Raw genomic sequence first — 24,795 nt, forward strand, 5'->3', positions numbered from 1 at the left:
GGTATGGTGCGACAAAGCACCTACCTATTTGGGCTCATTTATGCAACAAAGCTTTTGTTGATTCTTGATTGGGGTAAATTAGCTGCTTAAAAACCTCTGTTTATAAGTGATTTTGAGCGTATAATAAAATAGCTGCCCCCATGTCATATCTAAGTAATATTTTAATTTTTAGAAGAAATTTAATGTAAATAATGACGTAAAACGGGTTACTTACAATATTTCTTTAACACTCATATGAATGTTAAATCATTTACTTCGACAGTCAAGGGTGAGGCTAGTCAATAATTAAATGATTTAAGAATATTTCAGAACATTATTTTGTTAAAATTCATAGTTCATTCAATTGCTTACCGTTTTCTAAAATTACGCGATACTCAGATTTTTCTTTCTCAGATTTCCCCAAAAAAATTTATTTAAGGGAAGTTTAATATGAAATATATTCCCATAAATTGGAAAATATCATATTTCTGGGAAATATTGGAAAATATAAATAAAATTAATTAGAAATTACATTCATAAGTATTGACAAAAGTTAGATTAATTATTTCAGGTATTTTTACTCAATAGAAAGTTTCAAATACTTCATACTCAACTACTGGTTCTACCCAATTGTATTAAGTATCTATAATATCTCCAATGAGAACCAAAAGGTGATGATAAATGAACCAGAAATATTTTATGGAGCGGTCAATAATTTTGTTAAATTGAACACAAAAAAAATTTTTTGTTGCTACTATATTTCAATAGCCTCTAAAAACCTTAAGTAAATATGTTGCAACTGTCATGGTGAAAACATCTACGATTTCTGCAAATGTTTTGGTTCCATCTAGCAGATTCGAAGAGGAACATATTTCGCTATCGGAGAACGACTTAGATAAACTCAAGCACCTGATTCAAGTGCGTTGGGAAGATATCTATAGAGATGTTTTGAATAGAACACAAAATTGAGGTGATCTACAATATTCAAAATGTTTGTAATTTGTCAATCAACGATATGGGCTAAAAAAACCCGGCTTTTAAATCAACCGGGCTCTTGGAAGAAGTTAGAGTTTTTACAGACTTATTCTACGAAGACCATATAAGTATTAATACTTGCAAAAAGGTCTTTTGATGGTAATTAAACAGCTTTCAAGCTGACAAATGTTATTTACCAACTCTCAAATGCTTGTGTTTTTCAAATACGTGTGTTTGAGAGTCTCTTCTATTGAACCCGATTTATGGAAATTTCGTACCATTTCATGGGCTGGAGTTTCTCGCTTGTCTAGTAAATCTTTGAGAGGTGCAAGCAATTCTTGATCAGGATCGTTAGCCAATGATATTTCTGCTGCTTGTAGAATTTTTCCAGCATGGATAAAAATACTTTCGTTACTAAATCCTTCTCGAGCTGAGAGTTGATGTAGTGCTGGATCGGGAATCATAGCTCTTCCGGGTAGTGACTCATCTAAAACCATACCTTTTAACAAAGCAAGTAAGGCTGCATAAATTGAAAAATTATCACAGCTATCAAAAGCTTTAAACTCTATTCGACCTATCTCCGCTGGGATCCGGGCAATTTTTGTTAATGAAGGTATGCTTTTTATTAATTCAGAATGTTTTTCGACAAACACCATAGTTGCTGGTCTTTGTCCGGTTCTCATGAATGTTCTGACTGACAAACCTTCCCACAGTTTTCCTTGGTAAAAAGGTGAAGTATAACTAAATGGAATAATATAAGGACTGTAATAAGTTAGTTTTGAACCTATATCAATTACCTGCTCCACCGGTAAATCTGCAACTGAAATGTTTAAATCTGGACCATAGGTAAGCATGGGAATGTTTGCAGTTTGTTTTTCCGGAGATGCTTTTCGCCGTTGAACTTCGTATTCATTTAGTGGTGGATTGGGTTTAAATATATCATAGTGAGGATTGAAACTGACTAAAACTGGTAAATAGCCAAATTCTAAAGATACTTCCCTGAGCAAAGAAAAACTTTCGAAAAGTTCAGTAATTGTATCTTGAATAGTTGAATTTATAGTTGTTCTAATTTCAATACCTTTCGGTACGCATTCTACAACTTCTTCTGAGTCTAAAAATCTTTCAAATCCTTCAATATACCAGCGCTTTTTTTTTATACCAGCATCTCCTACTCGTAATTCTGGATAGTCATCAGGATAGAAGGGTAATTGATCGATAATCTGACAAAAATCTTTAAATTTCGTACGGGAAAAATCAGCAAAATTTCCGGCATTGTCAAGAAAAGCAACTTCATGCTCGATGCCAAAATGAAACATAATCTATTCCTTTGTGAATCTATTTTTTTGTGTGTTTGATTTCTGGGATGTAATTTCTGAGTTAATAACTGCGATTTTAGCTATTGGGGGCGCGATCGCTGTTATTTGGGTTTTGAGGAGGCTTTTACAAGCAAATACAGCAAATACTTAATATTTGCTGTGATAAAGTTTTATGACCTCTGATGGTAGTTAGTTTGTGATTTTTGCTTGTTATTTCCTTGCGCCAAGCAAAAAATATCTGAGACTGTTTTGCAGTAGCGAATTTATCAATATTGCAACTTATTTTCTTCAATATCTGAGCTGAATTGAATGGGAAAATAATTAAATTGGCTGGTTTAATTTCCTTCATGGTTACATCTGGGAAGATTTGCACTATGTAGTGAATCTCCCTCAGATAGTTTTTAATTTCGATCATTCACCTTTTAACTGCAACAGTTCAACAATACACGGGATGATTTTAATAAAAAATATTATCAAGAATCATACTAAAAGAATTTTACAGCAAGAGTCACTGGCAAAGATAAAAAAAATTCCTTAAAAGTGAAAAAATTTTGAGAAGGATATTTAGCTAGTTCGAGAAAAACTCTTGTATTTTCGATCGCAATATTTCACTGCAATATAGAATTGAAAAATACATAACTCGAGATTGTAATCTGCTCCTGGAAAATATTTGGATATTAATTAATAAAATAGCCATAAATAACCGCGACTTAGACCCAGGGCACAGGCTACTATGGACTTGGGATAGATAGACCTAGAGGCCTGAGTTTATGACAAGTGCTGTTCAATCTCCCTACAGCAGCGAACAAATTGCAGTTTGGTTGCGCGGGCTTTTAACTATTGCTTGGGCAGATGGTAATTTTGACGCTCAAGAAAAACAGTTAATTACCGCCATCACTAAAGAAGAATTAGCTCCTGGAGTAAATATAGATTCCCTGGAGATAATAAAACCTTCTGAGTTAGCTGCTGTGTTGGGTAAAGGCACCAAAGCCGCAGAGAATTTCTTGCGAACTGCCGTAATGGTAGCAATCGCTGATGGGGTTTATTCTCCGAGCGAAGATGAACTTCTACATCAACTGTGTGAGGCGCTTGGGGAACCACAAAATCTACTTGAATCTCTTCGCCACACCTTGGAACCTTTCCATGAGGAGCAAACCTCCAGTTTTCGGGAAGTGGCGATCGCATCTCCAAAGCAACTTAATGCCCTTAAACCTCTGCGTGCTTGGCTTGATGGGCTGGAAATTCACGATCCCAGGCTTGCCCATTTTCTATGTAAGATGATTCCCCCTCAATGCCCCTTCGAACGCGATATCAAATTATTTGGGCATAAAATCGTTCACATTCCACCTTTATGCAAACTCAATCCACTCTACGAACAAATGGTAGGTTTGCGATTTCGTGCTTTGTCTTATTTAGCAGATGAGTGTAATGAAGATATTTCGGATTATATTTAGTTATTAGTTGTTGTTGGTCATTAGTTAGTACTTGCTGGTCGCCGGTTAGAAAACCAATGACTAATAACTAATGACTAATGACTGATGACAAGTAACTAATGACTAACTATGCAATTTATTGATCAAGCAGAAATTGAAGTGCAAGCCGGAAAAGGTGGTGACGGTATTGTTGCTTTTCGACGAGAAAAGTTTGTACCTGCTGGCGGACCTTCTGGGGGTAATGGAGGAAAAGGTGGTTCGGTTGTTTTTGTCGCCGATTCCAACTTACAAACCTTGCTAGATTTTAAATATAATCATCGCTTTCGGGCAGAAAATGGCGGTCGTGGGGGGCCGAAAAATCGTACTGGGGCTTCCGGTAAGGATTTGATCGTTGAAGTTCCATGTGGAACTAATGTTTATGATGCTCAAACAGGAGAACTAATTGGAGATTTAGTTCAAAATGGACAAAGTCTGGTTGTAGCCCAAGGCGGTAAAGGGGGGCTGGGAAACAAACATTTCTTGAGTAACAGTAACCGCGCGCCAGAATATTCTCTCCCAGGACTTGAGGGAGAAAATAGATTCTTACGCTTGGAACTAAAACTGTTGGCAGAAGTAGGAATTATTGGTCTGCCAAATGCCGGAAAATCTACTTTAATTTCTGCTTTATCAGCAGCACGTCCCAAAATTGCTGATTATCCATTTACTACCCTGATTCCAAATTTAGGTGTAGTACGCAAACAAACTGGTGATGGTACGGTATTTGCCGATATTCCTGGTTTGATTGAAGGTGCTTCCCAGGGGGCGGGATTGGGGCATGATTTTTTACGTCACATCGAGCGTACTCGTGTCTTATTACATTTAATTGATGGGACTAGCACCGATGTGTGTCAAGATTATCAAACGATCATGCAAGAGTTACAAGTATATGGGCGCGGTTTAGCAGAGCGTCCCCAAGTTGTAGCATTGAATAAAATTGATGCGGTGGATCGGGAATCTCAGGATTTAGGAGCGTTGAAGGTTGAACTAAATCATCTTTCCCATGCACCAGTATTTTTAGTCTCTGCTGTGACTGGTGAAGGAGTTGACGCAATGTTACAGCAAATTTGGGAAATTTTAGACCAATTGAGTGTCAGTGAGGTTAATGAAAGTGTTGCAATTTAAGGTTGTAGTTTGACGTTGTAGTTTGACGTTGTAGTTTTAATTTATAGTTTGAAGTTGTAGTTTAAATCTTCAAGGGAGCCATTTCCAAAGATTTGTCCAAAATTTGTCCCCAAAGATAACTGACAGCAAACCAGATGCTAAAGCAAACATGATAATAACAGCTAACAAACCAGTTGTTGTTGTTGGATAAGCTATTGCTCCACCGGCGATCGCTAATGTTATTCCAAAAATTGCACCACAACCAAAACGAGCTACAAATTTGCTGTAGTCTCGTTTTTGATTTGGTTGACGATCTCGATTCATTGTATAGCACTACGAATTTACGTTAGGACATGTATTAACCCTAAAAGCCATACGTGTTAGGCTTTTTAATTTTTACTTTTTACTTTTTACTTTTTAATTTTTACTTGCGCGTAGCGCTATATTTTCTGGGAAAACCTATTTTATTTTTTATCTACTTCTATAGTTCCCAGAAGTGTACCCTTAGTCCAAATTATACCGCTTTTGCAGGGGCAAATTTTTTACAAGCAGATGTAACTTTCGTGGTGAGTATTATTCTAGAACTTAATTGTTCTCAAATGGTATATTGATGTCTTTTAAAGGTAAGCGAAAGAAAACTACAAATTTGTTGATACTGGGACTAATTTGGTTAGCTGGTGCTTTTTGCGATCGCATTTGGTTTAGTTTAGATCGATCTATTCCAGCTTGGGATCAAGCAGATTATTTAACTGGTAGTTTAAATTATTGGCAAGCGTTACAGGATCCCCAATGGTTAAATGGGGAATGGTGGCAAAGTTTTTGGTTGCTATCTTCTAAAATTCCACCTTTGACTTATGTTGCAACGGCTATTCTCCAAAATATTTTTGGGACTGGGTTTGACCAAGCAACGTTAATCAATTTATTTTTCAATGCTATTTTATTAGGTTCGATTTACGGATTGGGTACAATCCTTTTTACGGAGTCAGTTGGGTTATGGGCTGCGGCTTTGTGTCAAATAATGCCTGCACTCTATCGCTATCGTCTTGAATTTTTGCTTGATTTACCGCTGACAGCGGTTGTTAGTCTTTGTTTTTTTTGTTTAACTGCTTGGCATTTGGCTACGGGTAATAATGTAGAAATTAGTAATAATTCAGACTCTATAAATTCACAGTCTGACACTTTAAAATCTAAAACTTCAAAATCTAAAACTTCAAAATCTAAGAATTTAAAATATCAAAATACAAAACATCCCACCTCACAACCTAAGACCCCAAAATCCATTATCCACAACTCCTTATTCTGGCTAGTTAGTTTTGGTTTATCATTTGGTCTAGCCTTGATGGTCAAGCAGACAGCCCTAATATTTATGTTTACACCTTTATTTTGTCTGGGTGTGGGTAGTTTGATCCGTCATCGTTGGGGAAAGTTATTACAACTAATTACTGGTTTAGGCTTATCGGCTTTGGTGTTTGCACCTTGGTATCGGACAAATTGGTTGCTAATTCTAACCTCTGGTAAACGAGCAACTGTAGATTCGGCAATTGCGGAAGGGGATGCACCTTTAAATACATTGGGAGCTTGGACTTTTTACTTACAACAATTACCTTATCAGGTGTCTTTACCATTATTATTTATACCAGTATTTGTATTGTTGTTGTATTGGGTAGTAGCAGTAAAAATTAAAAATAAAAATTTAAAACTCAAAAAACTTCATTCCGACAATTCAGAATCCAACAATTTAGATATTGAAGATTTAAATCCCAATAGGTTTAATCCCCAACTTCATCTATCAGAATTTAAGTGGTTGGCAATATTTTTACTAGGTGCTTATTTATTTTCATCTCTTAATCCCAACAAAGATGACCGTTACGTATTACCTTACTTACCGGTTTTATCAATCTTGTTAGCATATGGTTTAACCCGCATTCGCAGTGCATTGGGAAAACCAATTCGTTGGGGTACTTTGGGTTTAGCAACAATATTAATGTTATTTAACCTTTTTCCCATTGGGGGAATCCCGGGAAATTTACTCACCCAAACCCTGTCAGCAAAAGTTCAACACTATCCTTACACAGGAAAAGAATTTCCCCATCCCCAAGTTATCGAGCAAATTGTTCAAACCGAACCATATCTGCGTTCCACCTTGGGAGTATTACCTTCGACGTCAGTTGTTAATCAGCATAGTCTTAATTATTATGGTGCACTAAAGAATTTCCAAGTTTACGGAAGACAAGTAGGAACCCGGGAAAGTTTTGTCGAACGAGATGCGCGTTCTCTTTCTTGGTTTGTAACAAAAACTGGTAATCAAGGTTCGGTTCCCCAAGCTCAAAGTGCGATCGCGCAAATTGTGGAAACCGGTGGTGATTTTCAATTAAATAAAACTTGGGAATTACCGGATAACAGTACAATCAAACTTTTTCATCAAAAAACACCGCCTGTGGAAGTTCGAGTTGTTGATGATACTCCACCTTCAAGTAAAATTATTCTTACACAAATAAAAGTTCCTGCTTCAGCACCACCGGGATTACCCGTACCTGTAACTTACGAGTGGCGGGGTAGTTGGTCGGCGCTCAAAAATGGTTTAGTATTATTAAATTGGGAAAATATAACTTCAAATCTTACTCCAAAAAATTCAACTCCTGAAGATTCAACACCTAAAGATTCAACTCCTGAAGATTTAACATCCATAAATCAAAATGCAACTAACAAAAATCTCCTCAACCAAAATACTTTATGGTTGCACGATCGCGGTATTGGTATGGGTAGACTAAAATCTAATGATGTTGGGCGATCGCAATCAAAATTATTTCAAGTTACTGAAAGATTGGCAATGTTACCGCCAAAAAATGCAGTACCAGGAAACTACACTCTCAAAGCAACTTATTTGAACCGGATTTCTGGTGAAACCTATGAAATTCCAGTTCCAGAAGTAACTTTAGAAATAAACCCCGAAGCAATTGCAAGTCCCGCTCCCGAACTTGATTTACTAACTCAATTACGACAACTGGGGGCTACAATGCCGGAAGGTGTTAAAGCTTTAGAAAAAGTATTTGATGAAGTTGGACGGATTAACCAATACGATCCAATTCAAGATTATTTACTACAAGCACGACAAGTTTTAACTTATCGCTTGGAAAATACCACTCAAACTAAAACAGCACAATATCGAGATTGGGCATATACTTTAGCTTTGACTAATGTATTGCAAAGACGGGTTGATGATGCGATCGTCTCATTAGAAAAAGTAATTCAATTGGATCGGGAAAATCCCTATGCTTACGCTTATTTAGCATTTGTCCAACTATATGACTGGCGGGGTGCTGCTGCAGAAAAAAGCTTAGAACCAGCTTTAGCAAAAAATCCTGAGATTATGGAGATTAAAGCCCTTTCTGGAGTAGCAGCACTGATGCAGGGTAATGTAATTAAAGCATGGCAAATACTTTCAAATTTAGACTAACTATTGATTAATCTTCAACCTTTGCGATCGCATCAATTGGTGAAACATTACGGTGAATTTCACCACTATCAAAATCTATTTCTCTAAGTCTCAGAGCAGGAGCTATTTCTTATTTTGTTGCACCACATGGGTAAGCTCATGGGCTAGCAATTGCTTCCCTGCTTTAGATTCAGGGTCAAATTTACCCTGGTTAAAGTAGATATCTTGTCCGTGGGTAAAAGCCTGGGATTTTAACTGTTGATTCATATCCACAGCCGCTTGGTCAGTGTGAATGCGAACAGTGGTGAAGTCTTGACCCAAAGCCTTGCTCATTTCAAGTTGGGTTGCTTTTGGTAGTGGATGACCTTGACCTTTTGTACGTTGGAGTTGAGAAGTTAGCGATTTACCTGATGATTGGGACTGGGATTCAGGCTTAGTATCGACTTCTTCCTTCTTTTCCTCCTCCATCTGGAGTTCAGGCTTAGTAGCGATTTCTTCTTTCTTTTCCTCCTCCATCTGGAGTTCAGGCTTAGTAGCGACTTCTTCTTTCTTTTCCTCCTCCATTTGCAGTTCAGGCTTAGTAGCGACTTCTTCTTTCTTTTCCTCCTCCATTTGCAGTTCAGGCTTAGTAGCGACTTCTTCCTTCTTTTCCTCCTCCATCTGGAGTTCAGGCTTAGTAGCGATTTCTTCTTTCTTTTCCTCCTCCATTTGCAGTCTGAGGCTGGCTTGATCGTCCTGGCGTTGGAGCATATCCTGGCGCTGAACTCCAGGTGCTACATTATCCATGGCAGGCTGATTTACGACCTTATCGGCAACAGCGTCAGCTTCGCGCTCAAAGGCATCGCCAGGTTTACCGATGGTGAGTTTGTTCTGGATGGGGGTTTTGCTGGGTTTGAAGAAGGCGCGACTGGTGTTATCTTTGTCAAAGAAGGGTCCTTGCGCTTCTGGGGCAGAAGGGGCTTTGCGGGAGCGTTTGTATGAGTAAGGCATGATTAGGTAATTGTAAAGTTAAATTTAAAGAGGAGATGGCATTGGAATTTGCACTTAATCGAATCGAGAGGTTTTCTAGCAAATATTTATTTACTCAATCTAACCTACGGGCGATGCGCAGCGCCGAAGGTAGATATCTTTGAGATCGTACTATTCAAACAGCGCTCATATCTATTATTTCTATATTTTATGTTTCTGTTTATACTTTTAAATCTTTAAGATAGTCAAATAACCGTCTTCCCAGAGTTGAAACCAGTTAGGGGTCTGGTTTTGGATCGAGATTTTTGCTTGATTCGGTATCCATATCCACCAACTTCGAGAGAATCTCGTCGGGTGATGCGCCATCGCCAAGGTTAAGGGCCTGCCCCAAGCGTTGAATCAAAGCTTGAATCTCTGGGGGCGGATCGCCACCTCCAGGCTGACTCAAGGACTTTAACAAAGTGGGGAAGGCATCGTCGCCCAGGGAACCAATGACTTCGGAAACTGCTTGCAGGGTGTCTGGGTGTATCGAGCGGCTGGGATGGACCTGTTGAATGTCATCCATCTGCTTCTGTAATTGCTCGGCGGCTTCAGGATCGAGGAACCCAGTCTGTCCAGCGCTGCGAAGCATCTCGTCTACCATAGGCGCAACGGTGCTAATCAGGGGTTTGAGTTCTTCTGGCAACGCCTCTGTTGCAGGTTCTTCTCGGAGGTCTTCGACGCCAATCGCGCCACGTAGATCAGCACCGTCTAAGATGGCACCCTTGAGATCGGCATCGGTCAGATCAGCACCACGCAGATCGGTATCGACCAGTTCGGCGTTTCGGAGGTTTGCCCCGTTCAGGTCGGCTCCGCGAAAGTTGGCTCCTGATGCTGAGACGCTCTCGAGATTTGCGCCGCGAAAGCTGGCACGCGAGAAATCCGTATCGGTCAACACAGCCCCTAAAAAATTGGCACCATCAAACAGAACACCGCGTGCGGTGCTGTTCTCGAGACGAGTACGTAAAAAGGTTGCGTTAGTTGCGCGTGCCCGATCTAGATCACACAGCCTGAGGATAGCATCTGTGAAATCCGCTGCATCGAGGTGCGCCTCGCACAGGATGCAGGCTTTCCAACGAACCTCCTTCAAAGAGGCTTCGCGCAAATCTGCTTCTTCAAGTTCGAGGCCGTCCGCGCGTAATTCCATCAACCTTAACCCATGTAGGTTTGCCCCTTTAATTACTAGGGCACGCACAGTGCGACGGCGTTCAATGAACTCTCGAAATATGTCGTAGTAATCAAGTGTCATGGATAAACTCCAGTTGAGTCAGGACCCCGTAGAGAATCAACCAACGCAAAGTAGACGGTTTCAACAGCAGAGTCTGCGAATCGGACACCTGCCAAATTAATGTGGAGGAGATGGGCAAGAACAACGCCAGTTCCAAAAGTTAGAACGATTAGTATTGGTAGCACACTCATAGGTCTAAATCTTGCTCCTCATCTTGATTGATTACGAGCGGATACACCTTGCTGCCTTCCTCATATTCAATAATTACATCCAACCTACTAGTTTCTTCGTCTTCGTCGAATGTACTTGTATATCCCAATTCATAAAGCCTCATCAGGGGTGCCCAAGGATTTTTCAAATGCCCCATTTCTGGGTCTCTTTCCCAGAAATAGTAGGATGAGATGGTTAGAATCAAAGGCTCCTTGGCGGGCACCCCACGGAAGTTAATGCGCTTGAAAAGCATTCTCAAAAAGTTCAAGTGTCCCTTTGCCTCGTTGCCAGCTGATTGGGCATCTGAATAGGCTTCCAACAGCGAACAGCCAGACATCCTGGAGCGATACTCCAAGACGTTGCGCATAAGAGCAATATGCTGCTGGGCAAGCGCATCCGCTTCGAGCGTCATCTGTCTTGCAGAAGCCCATGGAATTTCACAAAGATACTTCTCTACTTCATTCATGTTTATCAGGCTCATCATCACACACTACACGATGCCAGCAAATGCTGAGCGAGCTGTCGAATCTCTACCTCACTCGTTCGCTTCGGGATCGACACCAGCCCTTGCACAGCCTCAGTTGGTAATTGGCCTTTAATCGCCACAACTCCCTCCTCAATCATCACTTGATACATGTTTCTGAACCGTGGGTAAGCATCTTCCATTCGTCCTCTGGTAACCGGATCCGACAAATCCCAAACGTGACCAGGCTCTATCAAACGAAGATCCACCAGAGTAAGGATCCCCCCCTCCTTCGTACGGACATTAGCCACAACCGTATCTAGTTGGTCTACTACATTCACTGTCACTCCAAGGAACCCGGCTCCACCGCCTTTCCTCAAGTATTGCAGAAAACCTCCTTCGGGTTTGTCTGGATTGTGCCTTCCTAAGGCCCTTATCTCGGGACCTAGAATTCGCTCGATCTCGACAGGATCGGTGATAACGACTTTCGGCTCAGCTTCGGCCAGTACTTGACTTGGCTCAAGAATTCGAGCCGCACTCGTATTGTGAACCCAGATGCCAGCCTGTCCTTCTTTCTCTGCGACGAAGTAGGTCGAAAGCTCTGCCACTTCTAAGTTGAACGTGTCAGTCTGTCTGTCAACTCGATCAATTTTGGAAATTGGCTTAAGAAGGCCATCGGATGTGAAGAGAAGATCGCCAGCCTCAAGAACTGCTGCAAAAACCCAGCCTTTTTCGGCAGCCCACACCAAGTGTCCTGGTGTCGTGCAAATCGTCTGTCCATCGATGGAGATTTCAAGCAGTGTGTTGGCAACATTTTGAAAAGTTTGTAGAACCTGGCGCACCGCAACCGGGCCGACCCCATAATCGTCTCGAGCAAGAACTAAATCTCCAGCTACGATCTTTTCAATGTTCTTGTAGCCACTGGAGGTGAGCACCTTTGTTCCGGCCGGAAAACATCGGCCACAGACAGCATGAGTAAGTTGCTCGGCCGACTTCTTCACGTTCGGTGCCAACGCACTTTCATCGACTTCGGCCCGAGTCCGTACACCAGGCCTCTCTTGCTCAGGTGACCTTGTACTTGGCTCGGAGCTTTCCTTAGGCCGACGCCTGTGGGGTCCGAAGTCGGGCTCATCCGCAGGTGTTCGTCGGGGGCCAACATCCGGTTCGTCGGGGTGTGAACGTGTAGTCGGTGCAGTCTCTTCAGTCGTTCGCGATCGTGGTGCCATAGACTCTTCTACACGAGAGCTTGCGGGTTCGTCAACTCGTGGCTGTCCCCCACCCCGAGGCTCCACGCTAGGCCGCGGGCCAAATGCGCGACCCCCAAGACCTTGAAGCCCCGTCTCGAGTCGCGCACCAACGCCACCAGGATCGAAGCTTCGGAAGCGTTCGGCAGCACGACCGAGCCGCGTGGTCGGCTCCGGAGCCGGTCCGGACGGACCTCCTCTGCGCGCCATCCGCGTACTAACTGCCGCCGATGCCGCCGATGAGACTGCCTTCGTAAGATCGAATTCCTTACCACTGATCTCGGCTGCAGCCAACTCGATACCAAAGCCTAGCGCTGCGCCACCGGCAATTTGAGCGACTGCGGCACGTCTGCCACCAGCTCCTCCCGCCGCTCTGGGTGTCGGAACATCCACGGCAGATGCACCCCCCCGTGCACGAGGACCTTGGGCGCGGAAGCTGACACCGGACATGGCCCCCGCCATGACGAAGCCTTCCCAATTAAATTCCTGACCAAAAGCTACGTAGCCGATGGCTTGGGTGGCGGCTTCCGCCACCAGATCGGAGGTGAGCGTAATAGCTAATTGCGTGGCAGCCCGGGCACCTGCTGCTGCTGCCCCAGCGGCAAGCGCTCCTCCAGCAAAGCCCAAACCACCGCCGATCGCTCCGCCGATCGCCCCCATGATCATGGCCTGAGCCAGGCCGGTATGCCACGCCTCACCAGAAGCCCAGTTGTTGATCAGCTGGATCAACCCGCCGCTGACGGCACCCACCAGCGCACCTACCAGAATCACTGCGAACAGGCTGGCACCCGCACCCAGCGTAACAATGCTGATGACGGTGGCCGCGATTATGACCACGATGATCAGGATGATAGCAACGACGCTCTTCCAGGCTGGCTGCTCTTTCTCCGCAGCTTTCAAGGCTTCCCGAGTGATTTGGCCGTCAAGCTCTTTGAGCTTGTCACTGAGCTGCTTATCCAACTCCTGTAGCGACTTGGCGATTGCTTCGTCAACTTTCCCTCCGATACTGGCCAGCGCTTGATCAAAGCCAGCTACGGCCTGCTCCATGCTAGCCGTTCCATCGATCATGGCCTGCTGGGCCTGTTGAACGTGGTTGTCGGTGAGCTGGGCAAAGGTATTGGAGGTTCCGGTCTTGAGCCTGCCCATCTGTTGAGTAAAGCCGCTCTCCGTCTGCGCGCTCAGTTCGTCATTCTGGGTTGTGAGGTCAGCTAGCTCTTCAACGGAGGTTGCCCCCATTTCCTCAATCCGCGTTGCAGACTGTTGGGCACCCTCCATCATCGTATCGAGCAGGGTACCCATGCCGCCGCCGAGCGATGCTTCTGTAGCGGCCAGCGATTGAGCGAGTACTACAGGATCGGGGATATCACCTTGAGCAAAACGCTCACGCAACATCGTGAGTGTCTGCTCGAGCGAGTCCATGGCTGCTGAGATGCCGTGCGCTAGACCAGCTGCGCCGGAGTGGGCAAGTTGCTCAACCGCAAGCTGTTTGAGATAACCGGTGTCATTGACCCCCTGTCGTTGGGAGTGCTCCTGCGCCGAGAGGGCCTTGAGGGTTGAAGCTTGCGCATTATCAATGGCGGCAAGGTTCTCATTACGCGCCAGCGCAATGCCATTAAGCGCCTGCATACGTCCGGACTCTAGACCCGAGACAAGCTGTTCGTGGGTGTCATCCAGGGTCTGATTAACCCGGCGCGCACCGGCGATGACGGCGCAACGGTACTGTCTGCGCAGTGCGATCAGGTCATAGCCCTTCTTGTTAGCCGTCCGCAAAAAGGTGTCCTTATAGCCTGCTGCTGTCTTGCAGGCTGTGTCCTGCTGGGCTCTGGCGCGGCGCACGGTGAGACAGCCGTCCCAGAAACCGTCATCGCTATAATCGCCCTTACAGGGCTCGTATGCATGGGCGTGCTGTTGGCCTCGTGCGATTGCTTGTCTCGCGTACTCAGGACCTTTGGCCTCATGCTGGCCACGTCCAGCCGCGAAACGAGAGTTGACGTTGTCGAGTCCGTTGGTCTCCTTTTCATCAACTTGCTCAATCGATGTTGCATGGGTTTCGTCAAGGGCAGCGATCGCCTCAAGGGTTATTGCATCGATGGTCACTGCACTGCTGGCATACTCGGTCTCAACGTGGGCACGTGCGGTAGCGGCTCCAGCCCTTGCCTGTGCCCGCGCTTGTGCAATGCGCTCCGAGATTGCCGCCTTTTCAGTTTCTATGGCGATCTGGATGCTGCTCTTTGCAGATTCTGCTGCGGTACGCAGCATCTCAGGAACCTGCTCCTGGGCGAAAGCAACTGCGGCGGTGATCTGATCGGAAGCCCGAGCCATAAAGCCCTTCGCGACTTCGACAGCTGCCTGGCGGGCCTTAAACTGTTGTAAACCCTCCGCTGCGGGGAACGTCACCCCCGATTCCAGGCTCCGCGCACGGGAGAGGACATCTCCGAACCCACCTGTAGACGCAAGATAGTCGTTGACGGTCGCATCCCGCTCACCTTCGGCGCTGTCGATCTGGCCGTCCATAGTGTTGGCTGCCGCTAAGCTCTGGTCAGTTCCCGCCGTTGCAGCTCTCGACATGGCCTGAACTTCTCTGCTGCCGGAGGGCGTGGCCCCTTCAGCAGCCGTCGCAGTGGCTGGCGTACCGCCCTCAGCACCTGCTGCCATTGCAGGCGCACCACCAGCAGCAAGCACACCACTGGCCGCCGAGTCCGCACCGATACCCTCAGGCATTCGTTCACTCCCTTCAGCTGTGGCTTGTTCCGCTGGGCACTCGTCTGCCTCGTCTGGCCATGGCTCAAACGTAACCTGCGGCTGCTCCTGCGGTGCAGACCCTCGTTCATCCGAGCTGGGTTCCTCCGCATTTTCAGGGGGAGGCGGCGAGTCAACGTTGTAGCAAGGTCCACTAATACCTCCGCCTGATGCCCCCTCTGATGCTTCTGCTGGTGTTTCAGATTCAGCCGTTGATGTTGAAGTCCCTGCTGCCGACGCTTCTGTCGATGGCGTTGCAGGTTCAGTGGTAGATGTCGGCGCTTCTGTGGATGGTGTCGCGGGTTCAGCCCCTGCTGCTGGAGTTCCCCCCGCCGATGGTGGAGCACCCTCTCCTGCTGATGTCCCACCACTTGTAGAAACGCCTTCCGGCGGTGCTTCACTTTCTCCCGCTTCGGCAGCCTCAAGCGCTGAGCCTTCCTCACCACGCTCCCTCGGTTCGGCCTCGACGGCAGCTGTCTCTGGTGCTGCTTCTCTTCCCTCTGGAGCCGATGTGGCCACCTCGATGGGAGCCGGAGGAGGCTCAAACAAGCGCGAAGCGCCCAAGGTAATCTGCTGTTGCACTGCGGGTGCAGGCGCAGCCAATGTACTATTCTCGCTACTTTTTACCCCCTCATTCGACGGTTTGTCGGGCTGAGCAACCTCATCAAGCAAGGGCTCAGCTGAGCGGCCAGCAACGACCGCATCCGCTACTTGATCGGCATTGCGCTCGTAGCGATCGCCTGGTCGCCCGACTCGGTTCGGAAGGCTTAGCCCTGCACGTTGCTGAACAGTATGAGCTGCTTCATGGGCGGCGAGATGCAAGCTGGGTGACTCGCGGAAGCCAATCCGACTACCAGCAGTAAAGGCCAACGCCCCCATGCGCCGACTTGCCCCTGCTGCATTACCGCTTACCTCGGTACGGACATCAGAGACATCGTGACGCCCAAACGCAGTTTGTATACGACTCCCATGTGGTAAAGGTTGATGGGCTCCTTTCAGCCCTCTCACTGCTTCACGGCGAATCACTCCAGGTGAGGGGCGCGTAGGTGGCGCTGGTTTGGTCTGAGTTTGCTCTTCCTCAGCACAGGCTGCACACTTGGTCTGAACTACTGGTTCAGTCTCATCAAGCTGAGTCTGAACACAAGTTGGCTCTTCATACTTAGTCTTTCTACAGTCCCAAAGCTGCACGTCTTGGTCGTCGGTTGGGGGCGCGTCGAGTTCGGCATCATTGGCTTGCTGTTGGATAGTGCGGTCGATTTCCTGAAATTTTGAGCTATCAGTTCCAGGTGTCATTTTTGCCTGTACTGCATTCTCGTCACTTTCAAATGCAGGTATTTGTTGAACATCCAGCGTTTCTGCTGCCGACTGCTCTTTTTCTTGTTCCCCTTCCTCAGCTTCGCAAGCAGCGCATTTCGCTTGAATCAAGGGTACGGTTGCAGGTTGGAAGAAAGGCTTATCCCCAGAGGCGTATTTGGGTTGAATAAAAGATGAGGTATCAGCGCCGGAGAAAAATGGCTTGTACTCAGATGATTGCTCCGAGAAAAAAGCACCTTCCTGCTCCTTATTAAAAAAGGGCTGTTGCGTATTTGTACTGTTGTGCTGCTGGCTGTGGGTGCTTTTAGTCTCGGCAGTCTTCATGGTATCAAGTCCACTCCATTTTTAATACTCATCCATTTACCGTAATCTCACCATGCTGACGCTCAGGTTGCTCAGCAAAATATTGAACGCTATGTATATTCCCTGCGGGGATATCACTTTCTATACTTAGATTAAGTATCTTGTTACATGTAAACATCAAAACATATATACATCAGAAAAAATAGCAGTTACCTGCTGTTCGGCATTAGTTTCTGGCTTAATCATTGAGACATTAGGAACAGGTAGGTTAATCTCACCGTTGTTCAGCAGTTGCTCAGGTTTATGAAGCAAGCCAACAGGTTTTTTGGTTGCGTAGCTCATTTTATTGATTAGGTCGAGGTAATCAGGTACATTTTCTAGTTTAAGGTTATGGGGTTTTTCGTGCTTATAACGCCAACGGGTTGCTCGATTTTTAAAGCGAATAACATAGGTTCGAGGTCGGATTAAGGTTTCCCCAAAACTGCTTTCCAGGAGTTTAAAGTCCGCCGGTACTAAATCATGATTGAGGACAATTTCCACAATACCAAAAGCATTACTGTTGGCTGCGGGGTCAAAAAAGATAAATTCATCTATCTGGATACCATCCAAGAACAACTGGTAACGACCGGGGATTTGTTCGGAAAAATTTAGGTTAACGGCGAACTGACTAGTCAGCGCTTGCGCTATCGCCTCACCTCCGGTATGTTTTTTAGGAACAGTAAAATCAAGGGCAAAAGTTTCTACCCCGTTGACATTAACTAAAGTAAAACGGAAGGTATCGCCGGGATTCGCACTAGCAACAGTATGGGTTCGGGAGAATCCCTGAATGGGTAGCCGATCAAGAACTGAAACATACTGGCTGTTGGGCAGAGTTTCCCAATCATTTTGATCGGGAATCACAGGTGTAGAACCCTGGTAACGTAAAGCTTCTAGGGTACTGTTGTTGTAGTTGACTAGTTGCCCTAGGTCATATTCAGTATTGGCGGTATAGTTGGGTAGAGGTTGGGTAAGAAACAAGGCATGCCCTTGATTACCCGAAAGATTGGAGAAGTAATAAATTTGATTGCGACTAGGGATTAATGGCAGATTGGTAAAATTAGCAAAGTTGCGATCGCGCACTACCAGCCAAAATGTGAGTTGATAAGGTCGATCAACTGGTATAGTAGTCTGAAAATCTTCAGTTGTTGTTTCATCTACTCGAGCAAACAGACTTCCCCCGTGGGGATGTGGACGAAACACCCAACGGAGGTTTTGCAACACCTGCAAACATTCAGGGGTAGGAACTAGCGCCAGCACATCCGAAATGTCATAACCTATCTCCGGTAACTGTGGGGGAGTGGGTTGACCCAGGTAATAATCATGCCACAGTTCTAGGGCAAGAATTTTTTTGTATAAAATTTTCATCACTACCTGCGCCTTCCACCGTTCTCATTAATATATACTTCGGTAATAACTTCGCCCTCTGCTTTTCGCTTCGGTGCTTCTAAAGCTACAAGCCGAGCGCGATAAAGAACGAAGGGCACTTGTTTGCCTCCCAGAGAACCCCAGAGGTGGTTAACTTGTTCAAAAGTGAGAGGGTAAAGATCCATTACGATCCGCACATCCTGGGAGATACTACCGATACTATCCGGGGGGGGTGTGGCTAAAAATGAAAATTCCTTGGTTCCTTGTAAAAATTCAATTACCCACGAAAGGAGCTTCAAAGACTTGTCGTAATTTTCGTAGAGAACTGAAAAAAGAATAAATAAGTTGAGGTGAACTGGAGGATTTTGGTAAACTGTACGACCATTCTCCAAGCGATAGTTAGGAGCATTTTTGAGTGTAGCCTCTTCCTGAGAATTCACCAAACTCATCACCACATGATTATTAAGTTTATTGTTCGAGCCACCCAGTTCTTCAGCCATGGAAATATTACCTAGTATGACCTTATCTTCATTTTCCTCTAGGTAGTCATTTAGGTAGTCATTCAAATTTTTCTGGATTAGTGCCAGTGCATCGTAGATCATAAGTCTAATGAAAATTAGATATTGGTCAAGCTTCTAAGAATTCGCAATGACCAGAATAAACATAGTGGGTATCTCTATCACCTAATTGTCTATCAACAAATTCAACAACAAAATGGGACTCTTCATCACCAATAAGTTTCGCAGCATAATCTCCAGGCTCCAACAAATAAAGCAGTTCTGGCTCTAAGTCTTCTGACTGTTCGCTGTTAGGTTTGGCATAAGTGGAAACATTAATGCGCAATTTGCCAGTAATGTCTTCCCGCACATCTTCGCCAACTAAACCATTAACAATTGCGAGAGCCATTTTATCCGCATTAAACTTCTGCATGTCTTCTGAGGAACTGATAAAACAGCATTCAATTAGAATTGCTGGCATGAAAGTATTTTTAATCACATAGAACCCGCTATATTTTACTCCTCTGTTGGTAAAACCTAGTTTAAGGATTTGATTTAGGACTGATTGAGCTAATGCGCGACCTTTCCCTTCTGGTTTAAAAGCAAAAACTTCTGAACCTTTTGCCTTAGGAGAAGAAAACTTATTAAAGTGAATCGACACGAAAATATCCGCGCCGCTCACATTAGCTTTATTGACTCTTTGGCGCAAAGAATTAATTACGCTAGAGCAACGTTTAGGATTTACCGCGATCGCTCTGTGTCCACGCTGTTGTAAAAGTTTGATTACTCGATTGCCAACCTCTTTTGTTAAAATATCTTCCGAATAGTTAGCTGATACGGCTCCCGTATCCGGTGGACAATTATGTCCAATATCGATCGCAAACATCATAATTCTTACTCATCAAATAAAAGTAATTATCTTTATCTTTGTTTTGTTAGTATTCAGTTTTATCCACACGCTTAATACTGCTGGTCATTCAGGGATAACACCCCCCAATTCGACTAAAAATTAACCTTTTAGTGTGCGCGCAAGCAACTTATTTAATCATCTCCCAAAAAACCCACAACATTCTTGGGATGAGGGGTCAAATCTACAATTCGTCAGCACTATCCGATAGAGGAATGGGGAATTCCACTAATTGATATTAAATAGACTGAAGTTTTTATTTCTTGTACCCAATTGAGAAAAAGTAAATTTATTTATAGTTCAGATTCTTGTTCCAGAACTGTGAGCAGCTGTTCTTCTATTGGAGTCAGATAGGGACGCCTAATCTTTCCCAAATGCTCCAAAAGAACATAAGCGACTTTTTCCAAAGATTCACTATTTACCAACATAGTTAAACGGTTAACTAGTTGTTGCATCTGTCTACATTCATCTAGGCTATAGTTTAAAGATTGTAAATAGTCGAATTCAATAAACTCCACTATTCCATCCCAAAATTGCAAATGGCAACTATCTTCTTGAACTGCACTCACAATTCCCCAACACTTATTTTTCCCTCTTAGTTTGGGTTCATCCCTAGCGAGAATAAGACAAACCTCACCCACATAATGAGGTTGCTTAAGGTCTGTAGCTTTAGTCAATTGCTTAACCACTTTTGTTACAATTCGATTTGAAGGAACTTTGCCTCCTGCATAACCTACAGCTTGTTGCCAAGCTGTTCTCTGTAACTTGGGCTCTAGAGATGTCAGAGGTCGACACTGAGATTCTCTGGTAGGTAATATGTGCACAAATTGTGCACATTCAGCAACAGAAAGGTTGTCTACCACTAAGGCAGCACTAATCAAATTGTACAGATGTCGGCGATGAAAACAGAAACGTTCAAAACAATAGTCCTCAAATCTAGAATGGGTTGAACGATATAGTCTTTGGTCTCGTAATTTTTGTAATGCTTTTCCTGCTAAATAGAAGGATTGCTCTACCTGTTTTTCTAGCTGTTCTCGAGCATTTTGTTCTTTTGGTGTTAGTTCATCAGTGTTGTCAACATCTTCTACCCTTAAAGTTTGAACTAATGCAGAGTTTGCTTTTTGTCCAGCTAAAGCTATAGTAACTACTCCACGGGAATGATGTTCTTGAGCAAGCTGCACTTTTATTCACTCCAAATTTTAGGTTAATATCAAAACTTACCTGCGCTCTATATCAGAAGAAATTAATCTTAGATTTTTCCTTTGAATATAATTTTCACTAATTCAGAGCAGTTTTGATTTTAAGGAATTAAGTTGAGAATTTTGTGAGGACAGCACAGATTTTTCACCAAACTTTTCTAGTTTAAAAAAAGATTATTTTATGTTTTCAGCTAGAATTTTCAGCGCCAAGTTATAACAATTAAAAGTAGTCTTATCTCCTTGGAAATATGCTCTAGAGTTATCCTCAATCCATTTTTTAGACCCAATCTCACTTGTTCTTACTCAGAGCTACTTGATGATTCTGCAGCAGAGTTAGAAGTAGTGGGAGTCGTATTAGTGGTGTCTTCTGCCTTTGTTGTAGATGATTTTGCTGTGGGATCTTCAAAATTGACTTCCCATCCCAAATATTTTTTAATCAGGGAAGCAGCCCATTGGTATAAACGATTTAGAGGTCGCCCCAGGGCTTCAAACACTGCATACACAATTTCGTTGAAAGTAGGTTGATTAGACTCAAGCCACTTGCGAAAATATTGTCCACTTTTAAAAGCTATACCCCACACCCAGATAATTAAAGCAATCGACAAACGAAATAAAAAGATGATAATAGCGATGACTTGCACAATCAAATTCCAAGTCTTCCCAGCAGCTTTTTGGTAGACAGTGATAGTATCCTCTTCTGAGATAGTATTACATAATGTTTCTATAGCACCTTCAACGGGTTTGCACGGTATAGTTTGATCACCTGTATAGAGAAGTGCTCCCTTAGAAGAAGATTCTTGACTTTGCTTAACAATAGTATTTTGTCCCATAAATTTTCTCAATCTTTTGATTTGATGCCACTACATTCAATTCACACCTTGATTGTGAATAGCATTTTATACAAATTGTCGGAGGGGAGAAAACCAATCATATCTAGTTTTGTAAGCCCTACAGTATGGATATAGTTTTCTTGAAAGAAAGTCTCTACTAGCTTTAAGGCCAAATAATGCTTATTATTACATCATCAATCTAAATTTATTACGGAATAACAAGATTAGAACTAAAATTGATACATTAGTTAAAAACTAGATATTATTAGCAAAGGCTTATCTAAGAAAATTGTGATCTCTGAAACATTATTAGAACAACCATCACTAAATCAGCAAAACAACTAATTTCACTATCAACTTATATAGCTTTTATAAAATATTCAAGGTAAATCTCATGTTCCTTTTTTTGCCTGTTTTATACCCCGACAAAATGTTAGATTAATCTTGTCTAGGTTTAATTTGCTCAGGTGTTGGTAAAAGCAAATCTACTTTGAATGGTTAGAGTAGGTTTCCCCATACCCTAATTGTTGATATCTAAACATTCGCCTTTACCCGCGTATAAATCAAAATAATAGTCGACCTAGCTATCAACGGTTAAAAACTATTAGTTTAAAAACTATTAGTTTAAAAGCTATTAGGTTAAAAGCTAAAAGTGCCGTCAAGTGCGATGAGTCGAGACCTCGAAACCGTGTGTAGTGCATACAATAATGCGTTTGCCAGATATTCAGACCTTAGAAATAGCTCTCAAATACCTAGCTGAGGTAATTGAGTGGCGCATGACCTCTGACTTCAAGGATCATGGACAAGCAAGGGAAGCAATGCCTAAACCACCAGATAAATGGTTGACAGCAGATGCTCCCTTGGTTTGGTTTATTCGTAAGCATCGATTGGATGCGATCGCACAACTAACTTTGATTATTGCCCTAGCCCCGCATCTACAACCTGATTTTTTCGAGCGAATGATCGTCAGCCAGGTACCGCAATCGGGTGATTATCCTCAAATTGGTGGTTGGCGCGGTAAGTCCCATCGTGGTTTTCTGCCAACAGGTGAAACTGTGCTGTTCATTCTCGGAGCCAGACATTTTGCCGATCGCCTACGTCTGCAACAAGTTTTCAGTGAGGAACATCCATTTGCTCGCGATCGCGTACTGTATCTCGAACCACCAGCGGATGGCGAACCCCTGATGAGTGGAAAGCTTATCTTGACTCAGGATTATATCGACCTTTTTACCCAGGGACACTTTTCCCGCCCCCATTTCAGCATGAGTTTTCCTGCTCAGCGTATCACCACCGAAATGGAGTGGGAGGATTTAGTTCTTAATGCCCAGACTTTACAACAAATTCGAGAATTGGAAGGCTGGATTACCCACGGTGTAACCATTCTCTATGAATGGGGTATGAGAAAGAAGCTTAAGCTAGGCTACCGTGTCCTTTTTTATGGTCCTCCTGGTACGGGTAAGACCCTGACAGCTAGCCTCCTAGGCAAGTATACAAGTAAAGATGTTTACAAAGTAGACCTGTCTATGGTAGTTTCAAAATATATAGGTGAAACAGAAAAAAACCTAGCCAATCTTTTCGCACGAGCAGAAAGCAAAAGTTGGATTCTTTTTTTCGATGAGGCTGATGCTCTCTTTGGCAAACGCACTAATGTACGTGATGCCCACGATAAGTATGCCAACCAAGAAGTAAGTTATCTACTGCAGCGTATAGAAAACTACGACGGACTGGTCATTCTCTCATCTAATTTCAAGAGCAATATCGACGAAGCGTTCCTCCGAAGATTTCAATTACTCATACAATTTCCTATACCCAACCCTAAAGAGAGGTTGCAACTGTGGGAGATGGCTTTCCCATCCCAAGTAACTTTCGCTGAAGATGTAGACCTAAGTCAGCTTTCGACAAACTATGAATTAACTGGTTCCGACATTATGAATGTGGTGCAACATTGTTGTTTGCAAGCATTACAAAATGGCGATGTAGTTATTCATCAAGAAGATATATTCAACGCTATAAAGCGGGAGTTTAGTAAAGCCGGAAAGATTATGTAGAGGAGAAAGTTAAAAATGATTAACTGGGTTTTTGTGATAACTAAATCGATTGCCTATAAAGTGAAAACACATAGAAGTAAAAGGAAATATAAATATTTATTACATTCAATAAAACAAAAACACAAATAAGTTTATTGTTTTTATTGCAGAGTCAGATTCAGATAAAATTGCTGGATTATAAATTCAGGATTTCCTAATTAATATTCAAGGAATCGAGTAAATTATTAAAAAATAAAGTTTGTTTTTTAATAATAAAATTTCAAAAAATAGGATAAAAATTTATATAATCTAGCGTGACTAATAGGTAAGAACAAACTAATAAAATAAATACCTAACCGAATCTGCATCAGTTCTTAACTGCTGAACGTTGACCTCAGAACTCATTGTGTAATATATAAAACATTCTGCTTTACGGCTGATTTATTCACCGAACTGTTATGATGCTTGAAATAATGCAATTAATACAGAAGGTTTTGCAGCCTTATATCAAAGAAATTGAAACAGCAACATAAATTAGAGTCTTGTGCTCCCAGTATGCTCTCTCTTCCAATCTTAGAGATAGAGACATCTTGATTATTTGTAACGAATAAACTATACCCATCACAACATTATGCCAAGCTCCTACAAAACTCCAGGCGTTTATATCGAGGAAATCTCCAAATTTCCCCCTTCTATTGCTGTTAATGCAATACCTGATACTAGTGATTGGGATATTTTTCCTCGTAGCCAGTATGTTTCCCAGGGAGATTGGCTGCCGCACCAGGTATTATTCTGCACGTATCCTATTGAAAGAGTCAATGCTGGCGGTCGTTTTCGTTTCACCTTGATAGATAGATTGCCAATGAACAAGAAACCTTTGCCTTTGAGGTGACAACCCCGGATAATCATACTCCTGGTGAGGCGATAGCGCAAGCGCTGACTAGTCAGTTCGCCACCAATCTCAATTTCTCTGGGCAAATCCCTGGACGCTATCGCTTAGATCTAGACGGAACCCGGGTAGATGAGTTTGTCATCTTCTACCAGCACCGGGAGTGATGCTGATTAAGCCAGAAACCGAAATTGATTCCGCAACTCAGAAACAAGCGATCGCTATTTTTTCTGATATCTATTTATAACGAATAA

20 protein-coding genes are annotated in these 24,795 nt (G+C 43.4%); 8 read left to right on the plus strand and 12 right to left on the minus strand.

Annotation, left to right across the window (positions count from 1 at the left end; all coding sequences use genetic code 11):
- Positions 1-783: 783 nt before the first annotated feature.
- Complete coding sequence (locus QNJ50_RS09360) at positions 784-948, plus strand: hypothetical protein (RefSeq protein ID WP_300634514.1); 165 nt, start codon at positions 784-786, stop codon at positions 946-948.
- A gap of 209 nt (positions 949-1,157) precedes the next feature.
- Here QNJ50_RS09360 and QNJ50_RS09365 read toward each other — a convergent pair whose 3' ends face one another.
- The gene (locus QNJ50_RS09365) at positions 1,158-2,270 is read right to left on the minus strand and encodes a glutamate--cysteine ligase (RefSeq protein ID WP_300634517.1); all 1,113 of its coding nucleotides are present in this window, start codon (positions 2,268-2,270) and stop codon (positions 1,158-1,160) included.
- A gap of 13 nt (positions 2,271-2,283) precedes the next feature.
- Here QNJ50_RS09365 and QNJ50_RS09370 point away from each other — a divergent pair, with 13 nt between their 5' ends.
- From QNJ50_RS09370 to obgE, 3 genes are all read left to right on the plus strand, one after another.
- A complete protein-coding gene (locus QNJ50_RS09370) occupies positions 2,284-2,421 on the plus strand; it encodes a hypothetical protein (RefSeq protein WP_300634519.1) in 138 nt (45 codons plus the stop codon).
- A gap of 619 nt (positions 2,422-3,040) precedes the next feature.
- The gene (locus QNJ50_RS09375; RefSeq protein ID WP_300634520.1) at positions 3,041-3,724 is read left to right on the plus strand and encodes a Mo-dependent nitrogenase C-terminal domain-containing protein; all 684 of its coding nucleotides are present in this window, start codon (positions 3,041-3,043) and stop codon (positions 3,722-3,724) included.
- Positions 3,725-3,832: 108 nt separating this feature from the next.
- A complete protein-coding gene (obgE, locus tag QNJ50_RS09380) occupies positions 3,833-4,864 on the plus strand; it encodes a GTPase ObgE (protein ID WP_300634523.1) in 1,032 nt (343 codons plus the stop codon).
- Between the two features lie 69 nt (positions 4,865-4,933).
- Here obgE and QNJ50_RS09385 read toward each other — a convergent pair whose 3' ends face one another.
- Positions 4,934-5,167 (minus strand): hypothetical protein, encoded by a 234-nt coding sequence (locus QNJ50_RS09385; RefSeq protein ID WP_300634526.1) that lies wholly within the window; start codon positions 5,165-5,167, stop codon positions 4,934-4,936.
- A gap of 286 nt (positions 5,168-5,453) precedes the next feature.
- Between QNJ50_RS09385 and QNJ50_RS09390 the strand changes: the two genes are divergently transcribed.
- Positions 5,454-8,300 carry a glycosyltransferase family 39 protein gene (locus QNJ50_RS09390; RefSeq protein WP_300634528.1) on the plus strand — a complete coding sequence of 949 codons (2,847 nt, stop codon included), beginning with the start codon at positions 5,454-5,456 and terminating at the stop codon, positions 8,298-8,300.
- A gap of 102 nt (positions 8,301-8,402) precedes the next feature.
- On the opposite strand, the gene QNJ50_RS09395 is transcribed toward QNJ50_RS09390, so the two are convergent.
- A complete protein-coding gene (locus tag QNJ50_RS09395) occupies positions 8,403-9,065 on the minus strand; it encodes a DUF4157 domain-containing protein (protein WP_300634530.1) in 663 nt (220 codons plus the stop codon).
- 70 nt (positions 9,066-9,135) lie between these two features.
- On the opposite strand from QNJ50_RS09395, the gene QNJ50_RS09400 reads away from it, so the two are divergent.
- Positions 9,136-9,264, plus strand: coding sequence for a hypothetical protein (locus tag QNJ50_RS09400; protein WP_300634532.1), 129 nt, complete (start codon positions 9,136-9,138; stop codon positions 9,262-9,264).
- A 261-nt stretch (positions 9,265-9,525) separates the two neighbouring features.
- On the opposite strand, the gene QNJ50_RS09405 is transcribed toward QNJ50_RS09400, so the two are convergent.
- The 9 genes from QNJ50_RS09405 to QNJ50_RS09445 all read right to left on the minus strand — a co-directional run bounded on the left by QNJ50_RS09405 (position 9,526) and on the right by QNJ50_RS09445 (position 21,625).
- On the minus strand, positions 9,526-10,536 hold the full coding sequence (locus QNJ50_RS09405) for a pentapeptide repeat-containing protein (RefSeq protein ID WP_300634535.1): 1,011 nt from the start codon (positions 10,534-10,536) through the stop codon (positions 9,526-9,528).
- Positions 10,533-10,706 carry a hypothetical protein gene (locus QNJ50_RS09410; protein WP_300634537.1) on the minus strand — a complete coding sequence of 58 codons (174 nt, stop codon included), beginning with the start codon at positions 10,704-10,706 and terminating at the stop codon, positions 10,533-10,535. Before QNJ50_RS09410 ends, QNJ50_RS09405 begins: the two co-directional genes overlap by 4 nt.
- Positions 10,703-11,191 (minus strand): hypothetical protein, encoded by a 489-nt coding sequence (locus QNJ50_RS09415; RefSeq protein ID WP_300634540.1) that lies wholly within the window; start codon positions 11,189-11,191, stop codon positions 10,703-10,705. The genes QNJ50_RS09410 and QNJ50_RS09415 overlap by 4 nt, the downstream gene beginning before the upstream one ends.
- A 17-nt stretch (positions 11,192-11,208) precedes the next feature.
- Entirely contained in the window at positions 11,209-16,809 is a 5,601-nt protein-coding gene (locus QNJ50_RS09420) for a polymorphic toxin-type HINT domain-containing protein (protein ID WP_300634542.1), read from the minus strand.
- 156 nt (positions 16,810-16,965) lie between these two features.
- A complete protein-coding gene (locus tag QNJ50_RS09425) occupies positions 16,966-18,192 on the minus strand; it encodes a hypothetical protein (protein ID WP_300634545.1) in 1,227 nt (408 codons plus the stop codon).
- Positions 18,193-18,194: 2 nt separating this feature from the next.
- Positions 18,195-18,794 carry a DUF4255 domain-containing protein gene (locus QNJ50_RS09430; protein ID WP_300634549.1) on the minus strand — a complete coding sequence of 200 codons (600 nt, stop codon included), beginning with the start codon at positions 18,792-18,794 and terminating at the stop codon, positions 18,195-18,197.
- 25 nt (positions 18,795-18,819) lie between these two features.
- Positions 18,820-19,578: an N-acetylmuramoyl-L-alanine amidase gene (locus QNJ50_RS09435; RefSeq protein ID WP_300634551.1), complete on the minus strand. Its 759-nt coding sequence runs from the start codon at positions 19,576-19,578 to the stop codon at positions 18,820-18,822.
- Between the two features lie 311 nt (positions 19,579-19,889).
- Complete coding sequence (locus tag QNJ50_RS09440) at positions 19,890-20,777, minus strand: hypothetical protein (RefSeq protein ID WP_300634554.1); 888 nt, start codon at positions 20,775-20,777, stop codon at positions 19,890-19,892.
- Positions 20,778-21,094: 317 nt separating this feature from the next.
- On the minus strand, positions 21,095-21,625 hold the full coding sequence (locus QNJ50_RS09445; protein ID WP_300634557.1) for a hypothetical protein: 531 nt from the start codon (positions 21,623-21,625) through the stop codon (positions 21,095-21,097).
- A 707-nt stretch (positions 21,626-22,332) separates the two neighbouring features.
- Between QNJ50_RS09445 and QNJ50_RS09450 the strand changes: the two genes are divergently transcribed.
- Both QNJ50_RS09450 and QNJ50_RS09455 read left to right on the plus strand, forming a co-directional pair.
- Positions 22,333-23,673, plus strand: a complete 1,341-nt coding sequence (locus tag QNJ50_RS09450) for an ATP-binding protein (protein WP_300634560.1) — start codon at positions 22,333-22,335, stop codon at positions 23,671-23,673.
- A gap of 610 nt (positions 23,674-24,283) precedes the next feature.
- Entirely contained in the window at positions 24,284-24,544 is a 261-nt protein-coding gene (locus QNJ50_RS09455) for a hypothetical protein (RefSeq protein WP_300634563.1), read from the plus strand.
- Positions 24,545-24,795: the final 251 nt, after the last annotated feature.

This window comes from Mastigocoleus sp. MO_188.B34 (assembly GCF_030065675.1).
Lineage (GTDB): Bacteria > Cyanobacteriota > Cyanobacteriia > Cyanobacteriales > Nostocaceae > Mastigocoleus.

Bases quoted from the DNA above. Each gene is read 5' to 3' on its own strand.
- QNJ50_RS09385 (WP_300634526.1), bottom strand. From the start codon at position 5,167: ATGAATCGAGATCGTCAACCAAATCAAAAACGAGACTACAGCAAATTT.
- QNJ50_RS09430 (WP_300634549.1), bottom strand. From the start codon at position 18,794: ATGATCTACGATGCACTGGCACTAATCCAGAAAAATTTGAATGACTAC.
- QNJ50_RS09425 (WP_300634545.1), bottom strand. From the start codon at position 18,192: ATGAAAATTTTATACAAAAAAATTCTTGCCCTAGAACTGTGGCATGAT.
- QNJ50_RS09435 (WP_300634551.1), bottom strand. From the start codon at position 19,578: ATGATGTTTGCGATCGATATTGGACATAATTGTCCACCGGATACGGGA.
- QNJ50_RS09405 (WP_300634535.1), bottom strand. From the start codon at position 10,536: ATGACACTTGATTACTACGACATATTTCGAGAGTTCATTGAACGCCGT.
- QNJ50_RS09400 (WP_300634532.1), top strand. From the start codon at position 9,136: ATGGTGAGTTTGTTCTGGATGGGGGTTTTGCTGGGTTTGAAGAAGGCG.
- QNJ50_RS09395 (WP_300634530.1), bottom strand. From the start codon at position 9,065: ATGGATAATGTAGCACCTGGAGTTCAGCGCCAGGATATGCTCCAACGC.
- QNJ50_RS09450 (WP_300634560.1), top strand. From the start codon at position 22,333: ATGCGTTTGCCAGATATTCAGACCTTAGAAATAGCTCTCAAATACCTA.
- QNJ50_RS09375 (WP_300634520.1), top strand. From the start codon at position 3,041: ATGACAAGTGCTGTTCAATCTCCCTACAGCAGCGAACAAATTGCAGTT.
- QNJ50_RS09390 (WP_300634528.1), top strand. From the start codon at position 5,454: ATGTCTTTTAAAGGTAAGCGAAAGAAAACTACAAATTTGTTGATACTG.
- QNJ50_RS09360 (WP_300634514.1), top strand. From the start codon at position 784: ATGGTGAAAACATCTACGATTTCTGCAAATGTTTTGGTTCCATCTAGC.
- obgE (WP_300634523.1), top strand. From the start codon at position 3,833: ATGCAATTTATTGATCAAGCAGAAATTGAAGTGCAAGCCGGAAAAGGT.
- QNJ50_RS09420 (WP_300634542.1), bottom strand. From the start codon at position 16,809: ATGAAGACTGCCGAGACTAAAAGCACCCACAGCCAGCAGCACAACAGT.
- QNJ50_RS09410 (WP_300634537.1), bottom strand. From the start codon at position 10,706: ATGAGTGTGCTACCAATACTAATCGTTCTAACTTTTGGAACTGGCGTT.
- QNJ50_RS09445 (WP_300634557.1), bottom strand. From the start codon at position 21,625: ATGGGACAAAATACTATTGTTAAGCAAAGTCAAGAATCTTCTTCTAAG.
- QNJ50_RS09365 (WP_300634517.1), bottom strand. From the start codon at position 2,270: ATGTTTCATTTTGGCATCGAGCATGAAGTTGCTTTTCTTGACAATGCC.
- QNJ50_RS09415 (WP_300634540.1), bottom strand. From the start codon at position 11,191: ATGAATGAAGTAGAGAAGTATCTTTGTGAAATTCCATGGGCTTCTGCA.
- QNJ50_RS09455 (WP_300634563.1), top strand. From the start codon at position 24,284: ATGCCAAGCTCCTACAAAACTCCAGGCGTTTATATCGAGGAAATCTCC.